The sequence below is a fragment of the Kluyvera sp. 142486 genome, assembly GCF_046569695.1.
Classification (GTDB): domain Bacteria; phylum Pseudomonadota; class Gammaproteobacteria; order Enterobacterales; family Enterobacteriaceae; genus Kluyvera.
The window spans coordinates 58164-79101 of the sequence record NZ_JBKHUI010000003.1 but is presented as its reverse complement, the minus strand read 5'-3'; the positions used below and the strand labels follow the sequence as shown (position 1 = coordinate 79101).

Genomic DNA, 20938 nt, shown 5'->3' with positions numbered 1-20938 from the left:
TAACCTGTCGCGATGATGACTATGAGGCTTAGTGCGTTGGAAAATCAGACTTGAACTCTTCAGGGGCGGAAAGCAGCACGGGGTTGGTGCAGCTCTCATAATATTTCTGAATGTCAGCCAGACGTTCACGATGGCGATGATAGCGGCGCAGCGCCTGTATACCGTTGTATACCGCACAAACAATCATTGCGAGCATCAGCAGCGTGGTGGCCAGATAATGCCACAGCCCGCTGCTGTCCGGCATCCGGTGCAGGTTGATGTGCTGCGTGCCGTTGGCGTCGGTATAGAGATTGGTGACGATCCCTTCGGCATGGAATGGCGTATGCATCAGCATCCCCGCCAGCCGTTGAAACTCTCCCCACTGCTCGCTGGCTGGATAGTCGTACAGCATGGTGTTGGGATAAGGCTGGCTGACGAAATCACTGCCTTCATCGCTGGTGATCAGGAAACCGCCCGGAGCCGGGCTGTTCAGCGCCTGCGCCGCGCGTGCGGTTTCGCGCAGAATAAACGGCGCGGTGGAGGTATCGACCAGGTTGTCCAGCGACTCGGCGCTGACCGGGCGCAGCAGAACGTTGACGCCGTCGAGCTTGCCGGAGTTGGCGCGCTTCACCAGCGCATCCCAGTCGCGGGTGTTGCCGAGGTTCACCAGCGCATTTTTCAGGCGCACACAGTCATCGGCGGCGGAACAGAGATCTTTGGTTTTCAGCACGATATCGGCGAAGTCGTCCAGCAGCACCATACCGGATTTCTGAATAGCCGAACGCAGCGCGGGGCTAACGCGCGAATCATCATCCGCCGTTGGGTGTAACTGACGGTTGACAGCCTGCACCAGCGCAGTCGCCTTATTGACGGTTTCTGATTCCGGCAGCGGCAGGCGAGGGGCATCGTTCCAGATAATTTGTGAACAGTCGAACGGCAGGAACGGTGAGCTCTCCTGTGCCGTCCAGGTTCCCGGCGAATGGATGTTACACATCCCCGTTCCGCTGATGTGCAGCGTATCGCCGACGCGGACGCCCGTCTGCTGCAGCTGGCGAACGTCTTTGGCCTCAATGGTTTGCGCACCTTTAAGCCAGGAAAGGGTAAATTTGAACGGCATGTTCAGCGGCACGCTGACCCACATCATGATGGCTACCAGCAGTGCGCCGCCGCCGATAACGACGCTGCGCAGCCAGTGCTGGAGCGGGAAGTTTTTGACTTCATCATGCAGGGAGAGAAAACGTCCCTGGCGCACCACGTGTCTATCCAGATAGATATCAATATCCGTTTTCTGTCCCAGATCCTGGGCCACAAACGGCTGCCAATGGCGAGGGTAGATTAAGTCGATGATCCCAAGAGAGATGTTATTGATCTGTTCCTGATCGTTCTCACCGAACAGACCCCAACGCTTTGGCGTACCGCGCAGGCAGTGGATCTCACGCAGCGATGACCTGGTCGGTGGCGCAAATAGCCCCCATAGCCCGGCGCACAGCAACAGAACCGCGATGCCGAAAATCCACGGCGTAAACACTGCCGGGGCGATCAGGCCGCAGTAGAAGAGAATGAAGGCGGCGACGATCAGCAGCGCTTCTCGCAGGCCGTCAGGGCGGCTAAGGGCGTGCTCTTCATGGGTTTCCTGGCGAATGTTGAGCAGCTCAATCTGCTCACTCTCTTCACCGCGGATAGAGGCCTGAGTCGAAGAGGATGGCTCCAGGGCAAAGCTTTTATTTTCAGGCGAGTAGCTCTTAAGCGAATGACCGTTCAGGCCAATGACCAGCGGCACGTCGTCGGTGGCGATAAGCTCAATACTGTTCTCATCGGTAATGTGCTGTTCCCAGAACGGCGGCAGATGCACTTCCACGGAGTCGAGGAAATAGCGCCACTTATTAGGATCATCGGTGGTGATGCCGTAGCGGGTAATGGCGCGCGTCAGCGTAAAAACGGTGTTGCTCTGCGGCGTGAGCGTCAGCGCCGCAGGGGCGATAGTCGCGCCGGACGCCGGCATCTGCTGATCCTGATTAAGATAGCTAAGGTAGTTTTCAACGCCCTGGCGCTCTTCATCGGTGAGTTTCCGCGTGGTGGCACCTGGAAATTGGTGCAGCCACGGCAGTTGAAGACGTTTCGTCCGTTTACGCAAGAGCCAACCGACCAGCACGGCGCAGACCAGTATCGCTACGGTAAAGATCATCAGTGTGCCCATGCTTTTCCCATCATACTTATTTTAGAGGTCTCTTCGTTGCCTGCTTTTCGTATAAACCATTGGCACGTATTACACATTTACAAAAAGAGTCGATAGACTCTCGCAAAACGTAAGCATAACAAACCCATCGGCCAGCGAGTATCAGTAAATTCTCAATTGTAATTCAACCTCTTGACATTTATCCATAAATGAGAGATGAGAAGCAATAGGTTGCAACAATGTAAATAAAACGCGTTATGCATTGCTGGAACGGCATCGCTATCGCACAATGATAAAAGTCATTACAGCAAAGACCCCGGCCCAATGAGCAAATCATTACAGAAACCTACCATTCTCCATGTTGAAACCGTCGCGCAGTCACGCCTTTTTAACGTGGAAAGCGTTGATTTAGAGTTCAGCAATGGCGTACGTCGCGTTTATGAACGTATGAAACCGTCCTCGCGCGAAGCGGTGATGATTGTGCCGATTGTCGACGACCACCTGATTTTAATCCGTGAGTATGCGGTGGGCACCGAGTCCTATGAGCTTGGCTTTTCGAAAGGGCTTATTGACCCAGGCGAAACGGTAATGGAAGCGGCGAACCGCGAGCTGAAAGAAGAGGTGGGTTTCGGTGCGCATGAGCTGACGTTCCTGAAAAAGCTCGGCATGGCGCCGTCCTATTTCTCTAGCAAAATGAATATTGTCGTGGCGGAAAATCTCTATCCGGAATCGTTACCGGGTGATGAGCCAGAGCCGCTGCCGCAGGTCCGCTGGCCGCTGGCGAACCTGATGGCGCTGCTGGACGAGCCGGACTTTAACGAAGCGCGCAACGTCAGTGCGCTGTTCCTGTTGCGCGAGTGGCTAAGAGAACAGGGCCGATTGCCATAGGAATGTTGTAGCCCGGCCAAGCGAAGCGCTGTCGGGAAGACCCCGGAGTCGGTGCTGCGCACCTCGTCCGGGCGACGAGCGAGCAATAAAAAAGGCGCCGATGGCGCCTTTTTCTTAGAACAACTCGTGGGTTTCCCCGTTATCTATCACTTCGGTTCCCACCTCGTGAACCGCCTGCTGCGTAGGCTGCGTTCCGTCGATGAAGTACTCCTCGCGGCTGCTGCCCCCGTTGGCTAACTGCCCGGTGCTGCGGTCGATGTTGACCGTGACCACGCCCGGCGGTGGCGTGAGCGGCTGCTCAGGTACGCCTGCCAGAACCTGCTTCATAAAGGCATCCCATGCAGGCTGCGCACTCTTCGCGCCACCCTCGTAGCCAGAGATCTGGTCTTTGATAGCACCAGATGCCGTCGTGCGTCCCAGATCGCGACGATGATCGTCAAAGCCAATCCACACTGACGTTACCACGCCCGGACCGTAGCCGGAGAACCAGGCATCTTTCGAGCTGTTGGTGGTACCGGTTTTACCGCCGATATCACGACGGCCCAGGTCACGCCCGGCGCGCCAGCCGGTACCCTGCCAGCCCGGTTCGCCGAAGATATTGGTGTTTAGCGCGCTCTTAATCAGGAACGACAGCGGCGTGTTGATCACGTGCGGTGCGTATTCCTGAGCGCCGGTCTGAGCAACCAACTGCTGATTAGCTTGTTCAAGTGCCGGCATCGGTACGGTGGAATTCTGCGGCATCTGGGAGACAGCGACATCTTCAACGTCATTGTTTTCCAGTACGTTAGACTTCTGCGTATCGCCATAGATAACCGGGATATTGCAATCAGGGCAGGCAATTTTCGGTTTCGCTTCGAACAGCACGCCGCCCTGGTCGTTTTCAATCTTGCTGATGTAGTACGGGTCCACCAGGAAGCCGCCGTTAGCCATCACCGCATAGCCGCGCGCGACCTGCAGCGGGGTAAAGGATGCAGAGCCCAGCGCCAGTGATTCGGTATGCACGATGTTGTTCGCCGGGAAGCCGAAACGCTGCAGATATTCTGCCGCGTAATCCACGCCCATCGCGCGCATCGCGCGTACCATCACCACGTTCTTCGACTGCCCCAGACCCTGACGCAGACGGATTGGACCGGCGTACTGTGCCGGGGAGTTTTTCGGCTGCCAGTCGGAACCCGCACCGGCATCCCAGCGGGAAATTGGCACGTCGTTAAGCATACTGGCGAGGGTCAAACCTTTGTCCATCGCGGCGGTGTAGAGGAACGGCTTAATGTTTGAGCCGACCTGACGCAGCGCCTGGGTGGCACGGTTAAACTTGCTCTGGTTGAAATCGAAGCCGCCAACCAGCGCAATAATGGCGCCGTTCTGCGGGTTGATGGATACCAGCGCGGAGTTTACGTCCGGCACCTGTGCCAGCCACCAGCTATCGCCATTCTGACGAACCCAGATCTGCTGGCCCGCTTGTACCACATCGGTCACTTTACGCGGGGTTGGGCCTTGTGCGGTGTCCGAACGGTACGGACGCGCCCAGCGCATCCCTTCCATGGCTAATGACACCGAAGTGCCATCTGCCAATTGAACGGTCGCTTCCTGAGGATTGGCGGCGGTGACGACGGCAGGTACTAACGGGCCATAGGACGGCAGTGGACGCAGCGACGCACGAATTTTTTGGCTATCCCACGGGGTTTCGCCTGCTTTCCACAGCACGTTTGATGGGCCGCGATAGCCGTGACGCATGTCGTAATCCATCACGTTATTGCGCAGCGCCTGCTGTGCCGCCTGCTGGTTCTTGCGGGTGATGGTGGTGTACACGCGATAGCCATCTTCATAGGCCTGCTCGCCGTACTGCTTAACCATATCCTGACGCACCATCTCCGTTAAGTACGGGGCTGAGAAGACAATCTCCGGGGCGTGATAGTCGGCATCAATCGCTTCGTTACGCGCCTGGTCGTACTGTGCCTGAGTGATATAGCCTTCGCTCAGCATGCGCGACAGCACCACGTTGCGGCGTGCGGTGGCGCGATCCAGCGAGTAGAGCGGGTTAAAAGTGGACGGTGCTTTCGGCAGACCGGCAATCACCGCCATCTCGCTCAGAGTGAGCTGATCGACAGGTTTCCCGAAATAGACCTGAGCGGCTGCACCCACGCCATACGCGCGGTAGCCGAGGTAAATCTTGTTCAGGTACAGCTCAAGAATTTCGTCCTTGCTCAGCATTTGCTCAATGCGAATGGCGAGGAACGCTTCCTTTACTTTACGCATCAACGTCTTTTCAGGGCTGAGGAAGAAGTTACGCGCGAGCTGCTGGGTAATGGTACTGGCACCCTGCGACGCATGGCCGGAGAACATCGCCACGCTTGCCGCACGGAAGATACCGATGGGGTCAATCCCGTGGTGCTCGTAGAAGCGGCTATCTTCGGTCGCAATAAACGCTTTCACCATTTCTGGTGGGATCTGGTTGAGGGTCATAGGAATACGGCGTTTTTCACCGTACTGCGCGATGAGTTCACCGTCCGCGCTATAGACCTGCATTGGCACCTGCAGGCGCACGTCTTTGAGCGTCGCCACGTCGGGCAACTGAGGCTCAATATATTTGTAGAGGCCGTAGACCGAGCCTGCTCCCAGCAGAATGCAACAGACTGCAAGGATGAATAAATACTTTACGAACTTCACCGGAGATTTCCCATTAAGTGTCATTTGGGCAGTTTATAAACAAACGCGCGGTAGTATAAAGGCAAGCCAGATGCATTGATATAGCCGTCACCGCGAGGTGACGTAAGGATGATCGTGAAATGGCTTTCAGATGCTGGCAAATGGGTCTTCATATTCAGCAGGATAACGTCTTTATCGTTGCGCTTCAGCGTACTCGCAGCGGCTGGTCCCTTCGCCGCTGGTGGCAACTGCCGCTACCGCCGTCTGCGCAGCAAGACGACGACGCGCTGCTGGCGGTACTCAAACCGTGGCGGCAGGCGTTGCCCTGGCAGCACGCGGTGAGCATGGCCTTTCCGGCCAATAGAACGTTACAAAAAAACCTCCCCCTTGCGGCGATGTCGCTACGCGAAAACGAACAAACTCAGTGGATTGCCAGCGCGATGTCGCAGCAACTTGAGATGAACGCGGCATCGCTCTGCTTTGACTATCACCTGGTGGAGCCACAAGGGCGATGGAACGTCACCGCAGCGCAGCAGCACGATGTCGCCCGCCTACAGCAGCTGGGGCAGGCGCTGCGTTTACAGATTGCGGCGATCACCCCCGATGCCTGCGCGCTCCAGACGCTAGTGCCGCATTTAGATTCGCAGGATGCCATGCTGGTCTGGCGCGATACCCGGCAGTGGCTTTGGGCGAGCCGGGAAGGCTGGGGGCACTGTGCATTTGATGACGCCCCCTCGCTGACGCAACTTGCCGCCCAACTGGGCGTCAGCCCACAGCGCCTGGTGTGCTGCACCGCACAGCCAACCGAATACAAAGGTTTCGATCCCTGGAGTGCTGTGGTGCAAAAATATCCACCGTTGCCTGTCAGAGGCGATGACTTTGCGGTGGCGCTGGCGCTGGCTATGGGGGCGGCATCGTGAACATCCCACCGGTGAATTTTCTTCCCTGGCGACAGCGCCGCATTCGGCGATTGCTTCAGCGCTGGCTCGGGTGGGTCGGTGTTGTCTGGCTGTTATGCGGCGTGCTGGCGTTTATCGGGCGTGGGTACTGGCTACCGATCATGGCGGTCAGCAATCTTAATGCCGAAGCAGAGCGGCAGCTGGTGCAGCACCTGGCGCAGCGGGAGCAAGCGCTTCAGGCGGGTTTACAGCAGCAGGCCGCTCTAAAAAAACGGCAGCGTACGCGACAGGTGACCGAAGCCTGGTCGCCCCGGCTGCTGGCGCTGGCAGCGCATTTTCCCGCTTCGGCGTGGCTGAGCGAGCTTAGCTACCGTGACGGCGTGCTGTCGCTATCGGGCGTGTTGACGCCGGTTTCCGCGCTGGCTGAGGTTGAACAAACGCTCCGAGCTATCCCTGGGTTTCGCCTGGGGCAGGCCGGCAAAATCCAGCGTGATAGCGCCGGCCGTTGGCAGTTCCAGTATGCATTACGCGAGGAGAATGGAAATGCGCCACCTTGAACGCCTATGGCCGCTCTCTCTCACGGCGAAGGTGGGGGCGGGAGCGCTACTGTTGATGCTGCTAGCGATGTACGGCGGCTACCGGGTCGAACATCAGGCTTATGTTGAGGCGGGAAAAAGCCGCGATGTATGGCAGAAACAGCACGAGCAATACCTGGCGCGCTGGCACCGTGTCGCTCATCTCAACGCTGATGCGCGCTCCGCACCATGGCTGGAAGAACAGGATATCCCACCATTCTCTCCGGTTGATTTTCAGCGGTCTGACGCCCGCCTTGCCCATTGGCAGCCTTCAGAGGCGGGCGGCGAAATCTCGCTGGATACGCCGTGGTATGCCGTTCCAGGCATCTTTTTGCGGCTGGCCGAGCGCGGAATGCGGGTTGTGGGTTTTACTCTGGCGACGCACGACGATGTACTCCGTTTTACCCTGCAGCTGGTACGCGACGATGAATCCTGAACGCGCGCTTCTTTTATTACTCGCCGTTCCGCTGCTATGCGGAATGCGGGATCCGTTCGCCCCGGTGATGGATGCCTGTCAGACAGCTCAGCTTGCTGACTGGCACTATCGCGGCGGGGCACAATCGGCGTCGCGGCTGATCGGCGTGGTGCAGGAGCGGGGTGAACGATGGCGGCGTGTAGAGATCGGGCAGACGCTGAATGCGGGCTGGCGGGTTACGGTGATCACGCTGGATAGCCTGACTGTGGAAACGGGTGATGGATGCGAGCCCCGTGTCTGGCAATGGAAAAGAGAAGGGACGCCAAATGATAAAAAGGATAGTGCTGTTGATGCTGACGCTGGTGTCAGCGATGGCTCCGGCGAAAAACGTCACGCTGATGGTGGACGACGTGCCGGTCGTACAGCTGCTCCAGAGCCTGGCTGATCTGGAGCAGAAGAATATCGTCATCTCCCCGGAGGTACAGGGAACCGTCTCGCTCCAGCTGCGCAACCTGCCGTGGCAGCTGGCGATGCAGACGGTGATCAACACAATGGAGCTGGTGCTCACGCAGGAAGGGGGCGTCTATTACGTGCACTCGCAGCGCTGGCGTGAAGAGAAGCAGGCGAAAGTGCAGCAGGAAAAGGAGAAACGCCAGCAGACGCTGCCGCTGATGAATCGCAGTCTGGTGTTGCACTATGCCGATGCCAGCGATCTGGCAAAAGCAGGGGACAAATTGCTCAGTGCGCGCGGGTCGCTCACCGTTGATAAACGAACTAACCGCTTGATTGTGCGTGATGACCGGGAGCACCTCCCGATGCTGGAAGCGTGGGCGAAGGAGATGGATATTCCGGTTGGGCAAGTTGAGCTGTCAGCCCATATTGTGACCATTACTGAAACCAGCCTACGAGAATTAGGGGTGAAGTGGAATCTTGCTGACGCTGCTGGGGCAACCGGTTCAGGCAAGATCACCACCTTAAATAGCGATCTCTCGGTTGCTGACGCCACGACGCGCGGTGGGTTTAACATCGGGAAAATCAACGGCCGGCTGCTTGAGCTGGAACTCTCGGCGCTGGAACAAAAGCAGAAGGTCGACATCATCGCGAGCCCACGGCTGCTGGCCTCGCACTTGCAGCCTGCCAGTATCAAACAGGGCAGCGAAATTCCTTATCAGGTCTCCAGCGGTGAGAGTGGCGCGACCTCAGTGGAGTTTAAAGAGGCGGTGCTCGGCATGGAGGTTACACCGACCGTGCTGCAAAACCAGCGCGTTCGCCTGAAACTGCGTATCAGCGAAAACATGCCCGGCCAGGTGCTACAGCAGGCGGACGGTGAAGTGCTGGCGATTGATAAACAGGAGATTGAAACCCAGGTGGAGGTCAAAAGCGGTGAAACGCTGGCGCTGGGCGGCATTTTTTCGCAGAAGAATAAAAATGCCAGCGATAGCGTCCCGTTCTTTGGGGATATCCCTTTGTTGGGCCATCTTTTTCGTCATGATGGTAAGGACAATGAGCGGCGCGAGCTGGTGGTGTTTATCACTCCGCGTATTATTTCTGCGCAGTAGCGACGGGGAAACGTGCTGATTTGGTGAATAAGGTGTTTCCCAGGTTTGACGTGGGGCCGGATTTAGCATACAAGGAGTACCGATTTGAGCGTCAGTGAATAACATTCCTTCCTCCTGAAGTCTGCTGATTTAATCTGTTGCCAAACCAGCCGGAGTATTGAGATAATTTTCAGTCTGACTCTCGCTCTATTGCATAAGAGGTTTCAGTTCATGTCCAGCGACGCGCGAACGACTGCGGCGCGGATTTATCATTAACGAATAGTCTTAGTAGTACCAAAAAAATGGCAGAGAAACGCAATATCTTTCTGGTTGGGCCTATGGGTGCCGGCAAAAGCACCATTGGGCGCCAGCTGGCTCAACAGCTCAATATGGAATTTTACGATTCTGATCAAGAGATTGAGAAACGAACAGGCGCTGACGTGGGCTGGGTCTTTGATGTCGAAGGCGAAGAAGGTTTCCGTGACCGCGAAGAAAAAATCATCAATGAGTTAACGGAAAAGCAGGGTATTGTTCTGGCAACAGGCGGTGGCTCTGTAAAATCACGTGAAACGCGCAATCGTCTCTCCGCTCGTGGTGTCGTCGTCTATCTGGAAACGACCATTGAAAAACAGCTGGCACGTACTCAGCGCGATAAAAAGCGCCCGCTGCTGCAGGTCGAAACTCCACCGCGCGAAGTGCTTGTAGCGCTGGCTGATGAACGTAATCCACTGTACGAAGAGATTGCGGATGTCACCATCCGTACTGACGATCAGAGCGCAAAAGTTGTCGCCAACCAGATTATCCATATGCTGGAAAGCAACTAATACTGGCCCAGAATAGAACGCCAGCGAATAAAAGTAACTAAGGTGGACGTCGCGTTATGGAGAGGCTTACTGTAACTCTCGGGGAACGTAGTTACCCGATAACCATCGCGGCTGGTTTGTTTAACGATCCAGCTTCCTTCTTACCGCTCAAGTCTGGCGATCAGGTTATGCTGGTCACCAACGAAACGCTGGCACCGCTCTATCTGGACCAGGTTCGTTCCGTGCTGGAGCAGGCTGGCGTGAAGGTTGATAGCGTCATTCTGCCGGACGGCGAACAGTATAAAAGCCTGGCCGTCATGGACACCGTCTTTACTGCGCTTTTGCAAAAACCGCACGGTCGCGATACGACTCTCGTTGCTTTAGGCGGCGGCGTTATTGGCGACTTGACCGGTTTTGCAGCGGCGAGCTATCAGCGCGGCGTGCGTTTTATTCAGGTTCCTACCACCTTGTTGTCTCAGGTGGACTCTTCGGTTGGCGGCAAAACCGCGGTCAACCACCCTCTCGGCAAAAACATGATCGGCGCATTCTGGCAGCCAGCCTCCGTGGTTGTTGACCTGAACTGCCTGAAAACGTTGCCGAAACGCGAACTCTCCTCCGGTCTTGCTGAAGTGATCAAATACGGCATCATTCTTGATGCGCCGTTCTTTGACTGGCTGGAAGAGAACATCGATGCGCTGATGGCGCTCGATGAAAAGGCGATGGCGTACTGTATCCGCCGTTGTTGTGAGCTGAAAGCGGATGTTGTGGCAGCCGACGAGCGCGAAACCGGGTTACGTGCTTTACTCAATCTTGGGCATACTTTCGGTCATGCGATCGAAGCCGAGATGGGTTACGGCAACTGGCTGCATGGTGAAGCCGTTGCGGCAGGTATGGTCATGGCCGCACATACATCAGAACGTCTGGGGCAGTTTGCTGCCGAAGATACGCAGCGTATCATCGCGCTGCTCAAGCGCGCAGGCCTGCCGGTTGCTGGCCCGCAGGAAATGTCGGCAGAGGCGTATCTGCCGCACATGATGCGAGATAAAAAGGTTCTTGCTGGCGAAATGCGGTTAGTGCTACCGCTGGCCATCGGGAAAAGTGAGGTGCGCGGTGGCGTATCCCACGACGTGGTTCTTGGCGCTATTGCTGATACTCAGCAAGCGCAACTATAAGAAAGGTCAAGCCGCGTTCGCGCGGTGTTTTAACTTCAGGTGATATGCAATTGTCGTGGCATAAGCCTTTTAGTGGGGTGTTAAATGGATGAATTTAAACCAGAAGACGAGCTGAAACCCGATCCCAGCGATCGTCGTACTGGTCGCTCTCGTCAGTCTTCCGATCGTGACAACGAGCCACAGATCAACTTTGATGATGTGGATCTCGATGCTGATGAGCGTCGTCCGTCCCGTAGTCGCAAAGCGCGTGAAGAAGCTGAGCCGGAAGACGAATACTATGAATCTGATGATGCCGAAGAGGGCGATGCAGAGGAAGTGGTAGAGCGCCGCCCGCGTAAACGTAAAGCTGCTGCGCCGCGTAAACCGGCCTCCCGCCAGTATGTCATGATGGGGCTTGGCGTTGTCGTGCTGCTGGTGCTGATCGTCGGCATCGGTTCAGCCCTGAAAGCACCATCCTCTAACGACCAGAGCGCCTCTTCCGAGAAGAGTATTTCGCTGTCTGGCGATGCCAACACCGACCAGGCAAATAATGCTGCCCAGCCTGCGCAGCAGAACACTCCGTCGCAGCAGCAGGACGTCTCCCTGCCACCGATTTCCACTACCCCAACCCAGGGCCAGGAAAACGCTGCACCGGACGGACAGCAGCGCGTTGAGGTTCAGGGCGACCTGAACAGTGCGCTGACGCAGCAGCAGGGTCAGATTGATAGCGCGGTAGTAAACTCTACGCTGCCAACTGAACCTGCAACCGTCGCGCCAATCCGCAACGGTGCCCGCCCGGCAGTGACCGCACCGGAAGCGCCTCGCCAGACGGCGACCGCCCCGCGTCCGGAACGCAAGCACACGGTTATCGAAACCAAACCGCAGCCGATGGCAACGGTGAAAACGCCTGCGCCAACCGCGCAGACCAAGCCTGTTGAAACTAAGCCAGCGGTGACTGCGCCGAAGCATACCGAAACCGCAGCGACCGCGGCGCCGGTTAAAGCGCCGGTGACGGCAACCGCAGCGGCGAAACCAGCAGCGACCACTACCGCGCCAACCGCAACGGCGGCTACAGCAGCACCTGCTGCGGCGGCAACCGGTAAATCTGCGGGCGATGTGAACGCGCTGAAAACCGCTTCTGGCTCGCACTATACGCTGCAGCTCAGCTCCTCTTCCAACTACGACAACCTGAACGGTTGGGCGAAGAAAGAGAACCTGAAAAACTACGTGGTGTATGAAACGTCCCGTAACGGTCAACCGTGGTACGTGCTGGTCAGCGGCATCTACGCCTCTAAAGATGATGCGAAACATGCTGTCACCACGCTGCCAGCTGACGTCCAGGCGAAAAATCCGTGGGCGAAGCCGCTGCATCAGGTACAGACTGACCTGAAATAATCGTTACCAAGATAACCCTATCCGCGTCGCCGTGTGCGGATAGGGGAGAAGCGCAGGATGCTGTCGGAGCTTTCTCCACAGCCGGAGAAAGTGTAATTAGTCAGGCCGCATGAAAAAAAATCGCGCTTTTCTGAAATGGGCGGGAGGCAAGTACCCTCTGCTCGACGATATTAGAGATCATCTGCCTGCTGGCGATTGTCTGGTTGAACCCTTCGTTGGTGCTGGATCGGTATTCCTGAATACCGATTTTTCGCGTTATATTCTGGCTGACATTAACAGCGACCTCATCGAGCTCTATAAAATCGTCAAAACCCGCTCGGATGAGTACATCGACCAGGCGCGCACGATGTTTGTGCCTGAGAACAATGACGCCGATCGCTACTACCAGCTGCGCGAAGAGTTTAACCGTAGTACCGACCTGTTCCATCGCGCAGTGCTGTTTTTATACCTCAACCGCCACGGCTATAACGGTCTGTGCCGCTACAACCTGCGCGGTGAGTTTAACGTCCCGTTTGGGCGCTATAAGAAGCCCTATTTCCCGGAAGCCGAACTGCGCCACTTTGCTGAAAAGGCGCAGAATGCTGAGTTCTACTGCGAATCGTATGAAACCTGTATGACTCGTGCAGATGCGCGTTCCGTGGTGTATTGCGATCCGCCGTATGCTCCGCTGTCGGCGACGGCGAACTTCACGGCGTATCACACCAACAGCTTTAGCCTGGAGCAACAGGCATTTCTGGCGAATAAGGCCGAAGAGCTGGTGGCGAAGCGAATTCCCGTGCTGATTTCCAACCATCGCACGCCGCTGACGCTGGAGTGGTACAAAAATGCGGCGGAAACGTATACCGTAAAGGTTCGTCGCAGCATTAGCCGCAACGGCGGCACACGTAAAAAGGTGGACGAACTGCTGGCCCTATATCGCCCGCCTGGAAAAAAACAACGTTAAAAGACCCTAATGGATAGGCTCTGAGGAGATGCGGATGAAACAGTACCTGATTGCCCCTTCAATTTTGTCGGCCGATTTTGCCCGTTTAGGCGAAGATACTGCCCGCGCGATGGCTGCCGGGGCGGATGTGGTTCATTTCGATGTTATGGATAACCATTACGTGCCGAACCTGACCATCGGCCCGATGGTGCTGAAAGCGCTGCGTAACTACGGCATCACCGCGCCAATCGACGTTCACCTGATGGTGAAGCCAGTTGACCGTCTGGTTCCGGATTTTGCCGCCGCAGGCGCCAGCATCATCACTTTCCACCCTGAAGCTTCCGAACACGTAGACCGTACGTTGCAGCTGATTAAAGAGCACGGCTGTAAAGCAGGACTGGTGTTTAATCCGGCAACCCCGCTGACCTACCTTGACTACGTGATGGATAAGCTCGACGTCATCCTGCTGATGTCGGTTAACCCGGGCTTTGGTGGGCAATCCTTTATCCCTCATACCCTCGATAAACTGCGCGAAGTCCGTCGCCGTATCGATGAGTCCGGCTATGACATTCGTCTGGAAGTGGATGGCGGTGTGAAGGTGAACAATATTAGCGAAATCGCGGCGGCCGGAGCGGACATGTTTGTCGCGGGCTCGGCGATTTTTGACCAACCAGACTACAAAAAAGTCATTGATGAAATGCGCAGTGAACTGGCAAAGGTAAGTCATGGATAAATTGCAGACCATTCGCGGCGTCGCGTTTGACCTCGATGGCACGCTGGTAGACAGCGCGCCGGGGCTGACCGCCGCCGTTGATAGCGCGCTTTATGCGCTTGAGCTTCCGGTTGCAGGTGAAGACCGCGTCGTCACCTGGATTGGTAACGGTGCCGATGTTCTGATGGAACGTGCCCTCATCTGGGCCCGCCAGGAACGTGCGAGCCAGCGTGCCACTCAGGGTAAACCGTCGGTGGATAGCCACGATATTCCTCAGGACGAGCAGCTTCGCGTGCTGCGTCGCCTGTTCGATCGCTACTACGCCGAGTTCGCCGAAGAGGGCAGCTTCCTGTTCCCTCACGTCGCCGATACATTGGCGGCGCTGCACGCCAATGGCCTGCCGCTAGCGCTGGTAACCAATAAGCCGACGCCGTTTGTGGCACCGATTCTCGAATCTTTGGGCATTGCGGACTACTTCACCGTGGTGATTGGCGGGGATGACGTGCAGAACAAAAAGCCACATCCGGAACCGCTGCTGAAAGTGGCGGAGAAGCTGGCGTTAGCGCCGGAAGCGCTGCTGTTCGTCGGCGACTCCCGTAACGATATTCAAGCCGCTAAAGCGGCGGGCTGCGCCTCCGTCGGCCTGACCTACGGCTATAACTATGGTGAAGCCATCGCGCTCAGCGAGCCGGATATTATCTTCGACCATTTTAATGAACTGCTGCCCGCTCTCGGGTTTGCGCACAGTGAACATCAGGAATCAGAACATGACTAAGCCCATCGTATTTAGCGGCGCACAGCCGTCAGGTGAACTGACCATCGGTAACTACATGGGTGCACTGCGTCAGTGGGTCAACATGCAGGACGACTATCACTGCATCTACTGTATCGTCGACCAGCATGCGATTACCGTCCGCCAGGACCCGCAGGCGCTGCGTAAAGCGACGCTCGACACGCTGGCGCTGTATCTGGCCTGCGGTATCGACCCGGAAAAAAGCACCATCTTCGTACAGTCTCATGTGCCGGAACACGCACAGCTGGGCTGGGCGCTGAACTGCTACACCTATTTCGGTGAGCTGAGCCGCATGACCCAGTTCAAAGATAAATCCGCCCGCTACGCGGAAAACATCAACGCCGGTCTGTTTGACTATCCGGTGCTGATGGCGGCAGATATTCTGCTGTATCAGACCAATCAGGTGCCGGTAGGCGAAGATCAGAAGCAGCACCTTGAACTGAGCCGCGATATTGCCCAGCGTTTCAACGCCATTTATGGTGACGTGTTCAAAGTGCCTGAGCCGTTTATCCCTAAGTCCGGCGCGCGCGTGATGTCGCTGCTCGAACCGACGAAGAAGATGTCCAAGTCTGACGATAACCGTAACAACGTGATTGGCCTGCTGGAAGACCCGAAATCCGTGGTCAAGAAGATCAAACGCGCCATGACCGACTCCGAAGAGCCGCCTGTTATCCGTTACGATCTGAAAGAGAAAGCGGGCGTCTCTAACCTGCTGGATATTCTCTCTGGCGTGACTGGTCAGAGCATTCCAGAGCTGGAAAAACACTTCGAAGGCAAGATGTATGGCCACCTGAAGGGCGAAGTGGCAGAAGCCGTTTCCGGTATGCTGACCGAGCTGCAGGAGCGTTATAACCGCTTCCGCAACGACGAAGCGTTCCTGCAGAAGATCATGAAAGACGGGGCCGATAAAGCCAGCGCACGTGCTTCACAAACGCTGAAAGCGGTGTACGAAGCGATTGGTTTCGTGGCTAAGCCATAATAGTCGCCTCGATAAATAAAAAACCGGGATATTTCCCGGTTTTTTATTTTCTATATAAATAGATTTTTAATTATTTTACTGCTGCCGTATCGCCACAACCGCCAATCATTTTAGAAATAGAAATGGCTGGGTGTAATAAATAGTCGTACGAACAGTTGTTGTTTTTGTTCTGGATGCTGCCGGTGCAGGCGGTCATGGTGGATACTGCGAGCAGCAACGCCGCGACTTTAAGCATGTTTTTCATTTTATAATCCCTATAAATTAAATGATTTTATATATGCATAATTCCATATGCTTTATAAACACGTTTGAATTAGGCCGTGGATATATAACGCGAAATGCAATAAGTAAGTCAATTGACTCAATCGTGTAATTAACTAAATGAAGATTTAAGAATGGCTAATTATTACGGGGAAAGCGATTTAAGGTGTTATAAAAAGGCGCTATCCAGAGCGGAATAGCGCCCAATGAACTTAATGGTTTGAGAACCAGTTCAGCTTGCTGCGCAGACCCACTACGCGGCCGACGATAATCAGCGCCGGGCTTGCCATCTGCTCAGCCAGTTCGCCAAGCTGGGACAGTTGCCCATCCACTACGCGCTGGTTAATCGCGGTACCGTTCTCGACGATAGCCACCGGCATGTCTGCCTGCATACCGTGTTCAATCAGCTTTTGCTGGATGGTAGCGGCCTGATTCAGCCCCATGTAAAACACCAGCGTCTGCTTTTCAGCCGCCAGGTTTTCCCAGTCCAACTCGCCGCCGGTTTTCAAGTGCCCGGTAACCAGGCGCACGCTCTGGGCGTAATCGCGGTGGGTCAGCGGAATACCGGAATAGGCGGAACAGCCAGAGGCGGCGGTAATGCCCGGTACGACGGAGAAGGGAATGCCGGCGTGGCACAGCGTTTCCAGCTCTTCGCCGCCGCGGCCAAAAATGAACGGGTCGCCGCCTTTCAGACGCACTACTCGCTTGCCCTGCTGGGCTTCGCGCAGCAGGATCTGGTTAATCTCTTCCTGAGGTACGCAGTGGTAGCCTGCACGTTTACCCACAAATACGCGGTCCGCGTCGCGGCGAACCAGATTCATAATATCGTCGGAGACCAGGCGGTCATAAACCACCACGTCTGCCTGTTGGATCTGCTGCAGACCTTTTAGCGTCAGCAGCCCGGCATCGCCCGGACCGGCGCCAACCAGCACCACTTCGCCGCGGTGATCCAGCGGCGTGTTCAGCAGCTGTTCTGTGGTGTCATCAATGGCCTGCTGATCCTGGTTGGCTAGCGATTGTGCCAGACGGTCATTCTCAAACAGCTTTTCCCAGAAACGACGACGCTCGCCCATCGTTGCGAACTTTTTCTTCACCTGTGTGCGCAGTTGTCCGGCATAGGAGGCAACCTGTCCCAGATGCTGCGGCAGCAGCGCTTCCAGCTTCTCGCGTAGCAGACGCGCCAGCACCGGTGAGGTGCCGCCGGAAGAGACTGCGACCATCAGCGGTGAGCGGTCGATAATCGACGGCATGATAAAGCTCGCCGCTTTCGGCGCATCGACCACGTTGCAGAAGATGCGCCGCGCTTCGGCCGCATCGCTGACCTGCTGGTTCACCACGTCATCATCGGTTGCGGCAATCGCCAGCCAGCATGGGTCGAGCAGCGCGGGTTGGAAATCACCCTGCACCAGCGTCAACATGCCAGCCTCCGACCAGACGTGGAACTGCGGAACGTAATCCCGTGCGTTTACCGTCAGGCGAGCGCCTGCGTCCAGTAACAGCCGCGCTTTACGCTCGGCGACATCACCGCCGCCGACCAGCAAACAGTCGCGATCGCGCAGTTGGCAAAAAATGGGTAAGTGATCCAAGGGGTAACCTCACGGAATAGGTAAATGTGGGTAAGGATAACAGCAGTTATTGTATGTAATATACGATTTTTCCCGCTGTTACCCCCCCTAAGGTCATAGTTTTTAATATTACTTATGCCGAGAACGATCAGGCCTTGATCTGTACCTGGCCGTCTTTGACGCGAACCTCGTAATGAGCGACGGAATGATTTTCGTCTTCCATGCACAGGCCGTCACGCAGGCGGAAGCGCTGTTTTTTCAGCGGACTTGCCACCCATAGTTCGCCCTGATGTTCAGCAATCAGGCCGCGTGACAGCACGCTCGACTCGAAGAATGGGTCGATGTTGCTGATGGCGAAGACCTGGTTGTCGGCATACGGACGGAACACGGCAACTTGCTGGTTACCCAGCAGTGCACAGACGCCTGTTGCTGGCAGGATCGCGTCAATCTTGCAGATATTTACCCACTGGCTCATGCGTTTTCCTCCACCAGAGTGACCGGAATACGTTCATACGGCGTAGCAGGGCGGTGCTGGGCACGTTCTGCCACGATTTGAACGTTCGGGTCACGTTGTTCGCTGTTGATAAAGTGTTTGAAGCGTACCTGGGCGGCCGGGTCGTTTACGGTCTCGGTCCATTCGCAGGCAAATGCTTCGCGCAGACGGGCGATCTCTTCTTCCAGGTGCTGGTTCAGCCCCAGTTTGTCGTCGATGATAACGGAACGCAGGTAGTCAATACCGCCTTCCAGGTTATCCAGCCACGGCGCGGTACGCGTCAGCTTATCGGCGGTGCGGATGTAGAACATCATGAAGCGGTCGAGGTATTTCACCAGCGTATCGCGATCGAGGTCAGCGGCCAGCAGGTCTGCATGGCGCGGTTTCATCCCGCCGTTACCGCAAACGTAGAGGTTCCAGCCTTTCTCGGTGGCGATAATACCGACATCTTTACCCTGAGCTTCCGCACATTCGCGGGTACAGCCGGAGACGCCAAACTTCATCTTATGCGGCGTACGGATGCCCTTGTAGCGGTTTTCCAGCTCTACGCCGAAGCCTACGCTGTCACCCACGCCATAACGGCACCAGGTGCTCCCTACGCAGGTTTTCGCCATACGCAGCGCCTTGGCATAGGCATGACCGGTTTCAAAGCCAGCTTCAATCAGCTGACGCCAGATTTCCGGCAGGTCATCTTTCTGCGCACCGAACAGGCCAATACGCTGGGAACCGGTGATTTTGGTGTACAGGTTGAACTCACTCGCGATACGGCCTACGGCCACCAGACCTTCCGGGGTGATTTCACCGCCCGCAGAACGTGGGATCACGGAGTAGGTGCCGTCTTTCTGGATGTTTGCCAGGAAGTTGTCGTTGCTGTCCTGCAGCGGCGTATGCTGCGGCTTCAGGATGTATTCGTTCCAGCAGGAGGCCAGCAGAGAACCGACGGTTGGTTTACAGACTTCACAACCGTAGCCTTTGCCGTATTTTGCCAGCAGCTCGTCGAAGGTTTTGATGCCTTCTACGCGGATCAGGTGATACAGCTCCTGACGGGTAAAGGCGAAGTGTTCACACAGGCTGTGGTTCACTTCGATGCCCTGTTTCGCCAGCTCGGCGTTCAGCACCTGGGTCACCAGCGGAATACAGCCGCCGCAGCCGGTCCCGGCTTTGGTTTCGGCTTTCAGTGCTGCAACGGTGTGGCAGCCTTTGTTGATAGCGGCAATCAGGTCGCCTTTGGAGACGTCAAAGCAGGAGCAAATTTGCGCGCTGTCCGGCAGTTTATCGACGCCGATAGACGGTTTACCGCCGCTGGCGTGAGCTGGCAGGATCAGTGAATCCGGGTTTTCCGGCAGTTCGATAGCGTTCAGCGCCAGTTGCAACAGGTTGCCATAGTCGCTGGTATCACCAACCAGTACCGCGCCGAGCAGGGTTTTGTTGTCTGCGCTTACGATCAGGCGTTTATAGACTTCTTTGCTTTCGTCGAGGTAGACATAGCTGCGCGCGCCCGGTGTGCGGCCGTGGGCATCGCCGATACCACCGACGTCTACGCCCAGCAGCTTCAGCTTGGCGCTCATGTCCGCGCCCTGGAAGGCGTTTGGTGTACCAAGGATATGGTCAACGGCGACCTGCGCCATTTTATAACCCGGCGCGACCAGGCCGTAGACGCGGTTTTTCCAGCTGGCGCATTCGCCGATTGCGTAGATATCCGGGTCAGAGGTCTGGCAGCTGTCGTTAATCAGGATACCGCCGCGCTGGCCGACTTCCAGGCCACACTGGGTAGCCAGCTTGTCGCGTGGGCGAATACCGGTGGAGAAGACGATAAAGTCGATTTCCAGCTGGCTGCCGTCGGCAAAGCGCATGGTCTTACGGCCGTTTTCGCCTTCCTGGACAATCTCTTTGGTGTTTTTGCTGGTGTGAACTTTCACACCCATGCTTTCAATTTTACGCTTGAGCTGTTCGCCGCCCATCTGATCGAGCTGTTCAGCCATCAGCATTGGGGCGAATTCAATCACGTGGGTTTCCACGCCGAGGTTTTTCAGCGCGCCTGCTGCTTCGAGGCCGAGCAGGCCGCCGCCGACTACCGCACCGCGTTTGCTACGGCGAGCACAGGCTTCAATGGCGTTTAGATCTTCAATGGTACGGTAAACGAAGCAGTCCTGAGTTTCAGACCCTTTGATTGGCGGGATCCACGGATAGGAGCCGGTCGCCATAATCAGCTTGTCATAAAAGACGGTACGGCCTGCGCTGGAGTGGATCACCTTCTCTTTACGGTTGATGGTTATAGCGCGTTCGCCGACCAGTACCTTCACGCCGTGCTTCTCATAGAAGCCTTCGCGCACCAGTGACAGCTCTTCTGCCGTGTGGTGAGAGAAGTAGGAGGAGAGGTGGACGCGGTCGTAGGCGATGCGGGGTTCTTCACAGAAGACGGTGATATCGAACTGGCCTGCGTCGGACTTATCGAGAAGATCCTCGATAAAGCGGTGGCCGACCATGCCGTTACCGATAATTGCGAGTCTGACTTTGCTCATTTTTGCCTCGATTTCTATTCTAATACTGCCTACCTTAACGATTCAGCTATTGGGATTATTGATACAAATCAATTTAGCCTTTACCTACCCCTTAATGAGTAGAGTTATGATTTTTAAGTGTTTTTGTAAGTTGCGGAAAATACTCAACTTTATGTGGTGTTTATTTTTTGAGCGAAAAGAGTGAAAAATCGGCGAAAGGAGAGGGGGGATGTTTGTTAGCTTTGAA

19 protein-coding genes are annotated in these 20938 nt (G+C 56.0%); 13 read left to right on the top strand and 6 right to left on the bottom strand.

What is annotated here, in order from left to right; all coding sequences use genetic code 11:
* Positions 1-28: 28 nt before the first annotated feature.
* Entirely contained in the window at positions 29-2176 is a 2148-nt protein-coding gene (locus ACLGE8_RS04545) for an intracellular growth attenuator family protein (RefSeq protein WP_410996787.1), read from the bottom strand.
* Between the two features lie 303 nt (positions 2177-2479).
* On the opposite strand from ACLGE8_RS04545, the gene nudE reads away from it, so the two are divergent.
* Entirely contained in the window at positions 2480-3043 is a 564-nt protein-coding gene (gene nudE / locus ACLGE8_RS04540) for an ADP compounds hydrolase NudE (RefSeq protein WP_333495579.1), read from the top strand.
* 114 nt (positions 3044-3157) lie between these two features.
* On the opposite strand, the gene mrcA is transcribed toward nudE, so the two are convergent.
* Entirely contained in the window at positions 3158-5710 is a 2553-nt protein-coding gene (mrcA, locus tag ACLGE8_RS04535; protein WP_410996785.1) for a peptidoglycan glycosyltransferase/peptidoglycan DD-transpeptidase MrcA, read from the bottom strand.
* A 119-nt stretch (positions 5711-5829) separates the two neighbouring features.
* Between mrcA and ACLGE8_RS04530 the strand changes: the two genes are divergently transcribed.
* From ACLGE8_RS04530 to trpS, 12 genes are all read left to right on the top strand, one after another.
* A complete protein-coding gene (locus tag ACLGE8_RS04530) occupies positions 5830-6609 on the top strand; it encodes a pilus assembly protein (protein WP_410996783.1) in 780 nt (259 codons plus the stop codon).
* A complete protein-coding gene (locus ACLGE8_RS04525) occupies positions 6606-7145 on the top strand; it encodes a PilN domain-containing protein (protein WP_410996781.1) in 540 nt (179 codons plus the stop codon). The genes ACLGE8_RS04530 and ACLGE8_RS04525 overlap by 4 nt, the downstream gene beginning before the upstream one ends.
* Positions 7132-7599, top strand: a complete 468-nt coding sequence (locus ACLGE8_RS04520; protein ID WP_410996779.1) for a hypothetical protein — start codon at positions 7132-7134, stop codon at positions 7597-7599. Before ACLGE8_RS04525 ends, ACLGE8_RS04520 begins: the two co-directional genes overlap by 14 nt.
* Positions 7589-8023, top strand: a complete 435-nt coding sequence (locus ACLGE8_RS04515; protein WP_410996777.1) for a HofP DNA utilization family protein — start codon at positions 7589-7591, stop codon at positions 8021-8023. Before ACLGE8_RS04520 ends, ACLGE8_RS04515 begins: the two co-directional genes overlap by 11 nt.
* The gene (hofQ, locus tag ACLGE8_RS04510; protein ID WP_410996775.1) at positions 7905-9137 is read left to right on the top strand and encodes a DNA uptake porin HofQ; all 1233 of its coding nucleotides are present in this window, start codon (positions 7905-7907) and stop codon (positions 9135-9137) included. Before ACLGE8_RS04515 ends, hofQ begins: the two co-directional genes overlap by 119 nt.
* A 281-nt stretch (positions 9138-9418) precedes the next feature.
* Positions 9419-9940 (top strand): shikimate kinase AroK, encoded by a 522-nt coding sequence (aroK, locus tag ACLGE8_RS04505; protein WP_185668982.1) that lies wholly within the window; start codon positions 9419-9421, stop codon positions 9938-9940.
* A 56-nt stretch (positions 9941-9996) separates the two neighbouring features.
* Positions 9997-11091, top strand: coding sequence for a 3-dehydroquinate synthase (gene aroB, locus ACLGE8_RS04500; RefSeq protein ID WP_220440252.1), 1095 nt, complete (start codon positions 9997-9999; stop codon positions 11089-11091).
* Positions 11092-11175: 84 nt separating this feature from the next.
* A complete protein-coding gene (gene damX, locus ACLGE8_RS04495; protein ID WP_410996772.1) occupies positions 11176-12465 on the top strand; it encodes a cell division protein DamX in 1290 nt (429 codons plus the stop codon).
* Positions 12466-12574: 109 nt separating this feature from the next.
* On the top strand, positions 12575-13408 hold the full coding sequence (gene dam / locus ACLGE8_RS04490) for an adenine-specific DNA-methyltransferase (RefSeq protein ID WP_410996770.1): 834 nt from the start codon (positions 12575-12577) through the stop codon (positions 13406-13408).
* Positions 13409-13442: 34 nt separating this feature from the next.
* Positions 13443-14120 (top strand): ribulose-phosphate 3-epimerase, encoded by a 678-nt coding sequence (gene rpe / locus ACLGE8_RS04485; protein ID WP_410996768.1) that lies wholly within the window; start codon positions 13443-13445, stop codon positions 14118-14120.
* Positions 14113-14874 (top strand): phosphoglycolate phosphatase, encoded by a 762-nt coding sequence (gene gph / locus ACLGE8_RS04480; RefSeq protein WP_410996766.1) that lies wholly within the window; start codon positions 14113-14115, stop codon positions 14872-14874. The genes rpe and gph overlap by 8 nt, the downstream gene beginning before the upstream one ends.
* Positions 14867-15871 (top strand): tryptophan--tRNA ligase, encoded by a 1005-nt coding sequence (trpS, locus tag ACLGE8_RS04475; protein ID WP_395596892.1) that lies wholly within the window; start codon positions 14867-14869, stop codon positions 15869-15871. Before gph ends, trpS begins: the two co-directional genes overlap by 8 nt.
* A 70-nt stretch (positions 15872-15941) precedes the next feature.
* Here trpS and ACLGE8_RS04470 read toward each other — a convergent pair whose 3' ends face one another.
* The 4 genes from ACLGE8_RS04470 to nirB form a co-directional block, all read right to left on the bottom strand.
* Complete coding sequence (locus ACLGE8_RS04470) at positions 15942-16115, bottom strand: DUF4223 family protein (RefSeq protein WP_410996764.1); 174 nt, start codon at positions 16113-16115, stop codon at positions 15942-15944.
* A 229-nt stretch (positions 16116-16344) separates the two neighbouring features.
* Entirely contained in the window at positions 16345-17718 is a 1374-nt protein-coding gene (gene cysG / locus ACLGE8_RS04465; RefSeq protein ID WP_410996762.1) for a siroheme synthase CysG, read from the bottom strand.
* 127 nt (positions 17719-17845) lie between these two features.
* Positions 17846-18172, bottom strand: coding sequence for a nitrite reductase small subunit NirD (gene nirD, locus ACLGE8_RS04460; RefSeq protein ID WP_410996760.1), 327 nt, complete (start codon positions 18170-18172; stop codon positions 17846-17848).
* On the bottom strand, positions 18169-20712 hold the full coding sequence (nirB, locus tag ACLGE8_RS04455) for a nitrite reductase large subunit NirB (protein WP_410996758.1): 2544 nt from the start codon (positions 20710-20712) through the stop codon (positions 18169-18171). Before nirB ends, nirD begins: the two co-directional genes overlap by 4 nt.
* Between the last annotated feature and the right edge of the window lie 226 nt (positions 20713-20938).

Coding starts and splice junctions, on each gene's coding strand:
- aroK (WP_185668982.1), top strand. CDS start 9,419: ATGGCAGAGAAACGCAATATCTTTCTGGTTGGGCCTATGGGTGCCGGC.
- damX (WP_410996772.1), top strand. CDS start 11,176: ATGGATGAATTTAAACCAGAAGACGAGCTGAAACCCGATCCCAGCGAT.
- gph (WP_410996766.1), top strand. CDS start 14,113: ATGGATAAATTGCAGACCATTCGCGGCGTCGCGTTTGACCTCGATGGC.
- hofQ (WP_410996775.1), top strand. CDS start 7,905: ATGATAAAAAGGATAGTGCTGTTGATGCTGACGCTGGTGTCAGCGATG.
- aroB (WP_220440252.1), top strand. CDS start 9,997: ATGGAGAGGCTTACTGTAACTCTCGGGGAACGTAGTTACCCGATAACC.
- ACLGE8_RS04515 (WP_410996777.1), top strand. CDS start 7,589: ATGAATCCTGAACGCGCGCTTCTTTTATTACTCGCCGTTCCGCTGCTA.
- nirB (WP_410996758.1), bottom strand. CDS start 20,712: ATGAGCAAAGTCAGACTCGCAATTATCGGTAACGGCATGGTCGGCCAC.
- nudE (WP_333495579.1), top strand. CDS start 2,480: ATGAGCAAATCATTACAGAAACCTACCATTCTCCATGTTGAAACCGTC.
- trpS (WP_395596892.1), top strand. CDS start 14,867: ATGACTAAGCCCATCGTATTTAGCGGCGCACAGCCGTCAGGTGAACTG.
- ACLGE8_RS04530 (WP_410996783.1), top strand. CDS start 5,830: ATGGCTTTCAGATGCTGGCAAATGGGTCTTCATATTCAGCAGGATAAC.
- rpe (WP_410996768.1), top strand. CDS start 13,443: ATGAAACAGTACCTGATTGCCCCTTCAATTTTGTCGGCCGATTTTGCC.
- ACLGE8_RS04545 (WP_410996787.1), bottom strand. CDS start 2,176: ATGGGCACACTGATGATCTTTACCGTAGCGATACTGGTCTGCGCCGTG.
- dam (WP_410996770.1), top strand. CDS start 12,575: ATGAAAAAAAATCGCGCTTTTCTGAAATGGGCGGGAGGCAAGTACCCT.
- nirD (WP_410996760.1), bottom strand. CDS start 18,172: ATGAGCCAGTGGGTAAATATCTGCAAGATTGACGCGATCCTGCCAGCA.
- ACLGE8_RS04520 (WP_410996779.1), top strand. CDS start 7,132: ATGCGCCACCTTGAACGCCTATGGCCGCTCTCTCTCACGGCGAAGGTG.
- ACLGE8_RS04470 (WP_410996764.1), bottom strand. CDS start 16,115: ATGAAAAACATGCTTAAAGTCGCGGCGTTGCTGCTCGCAGTATCCACC.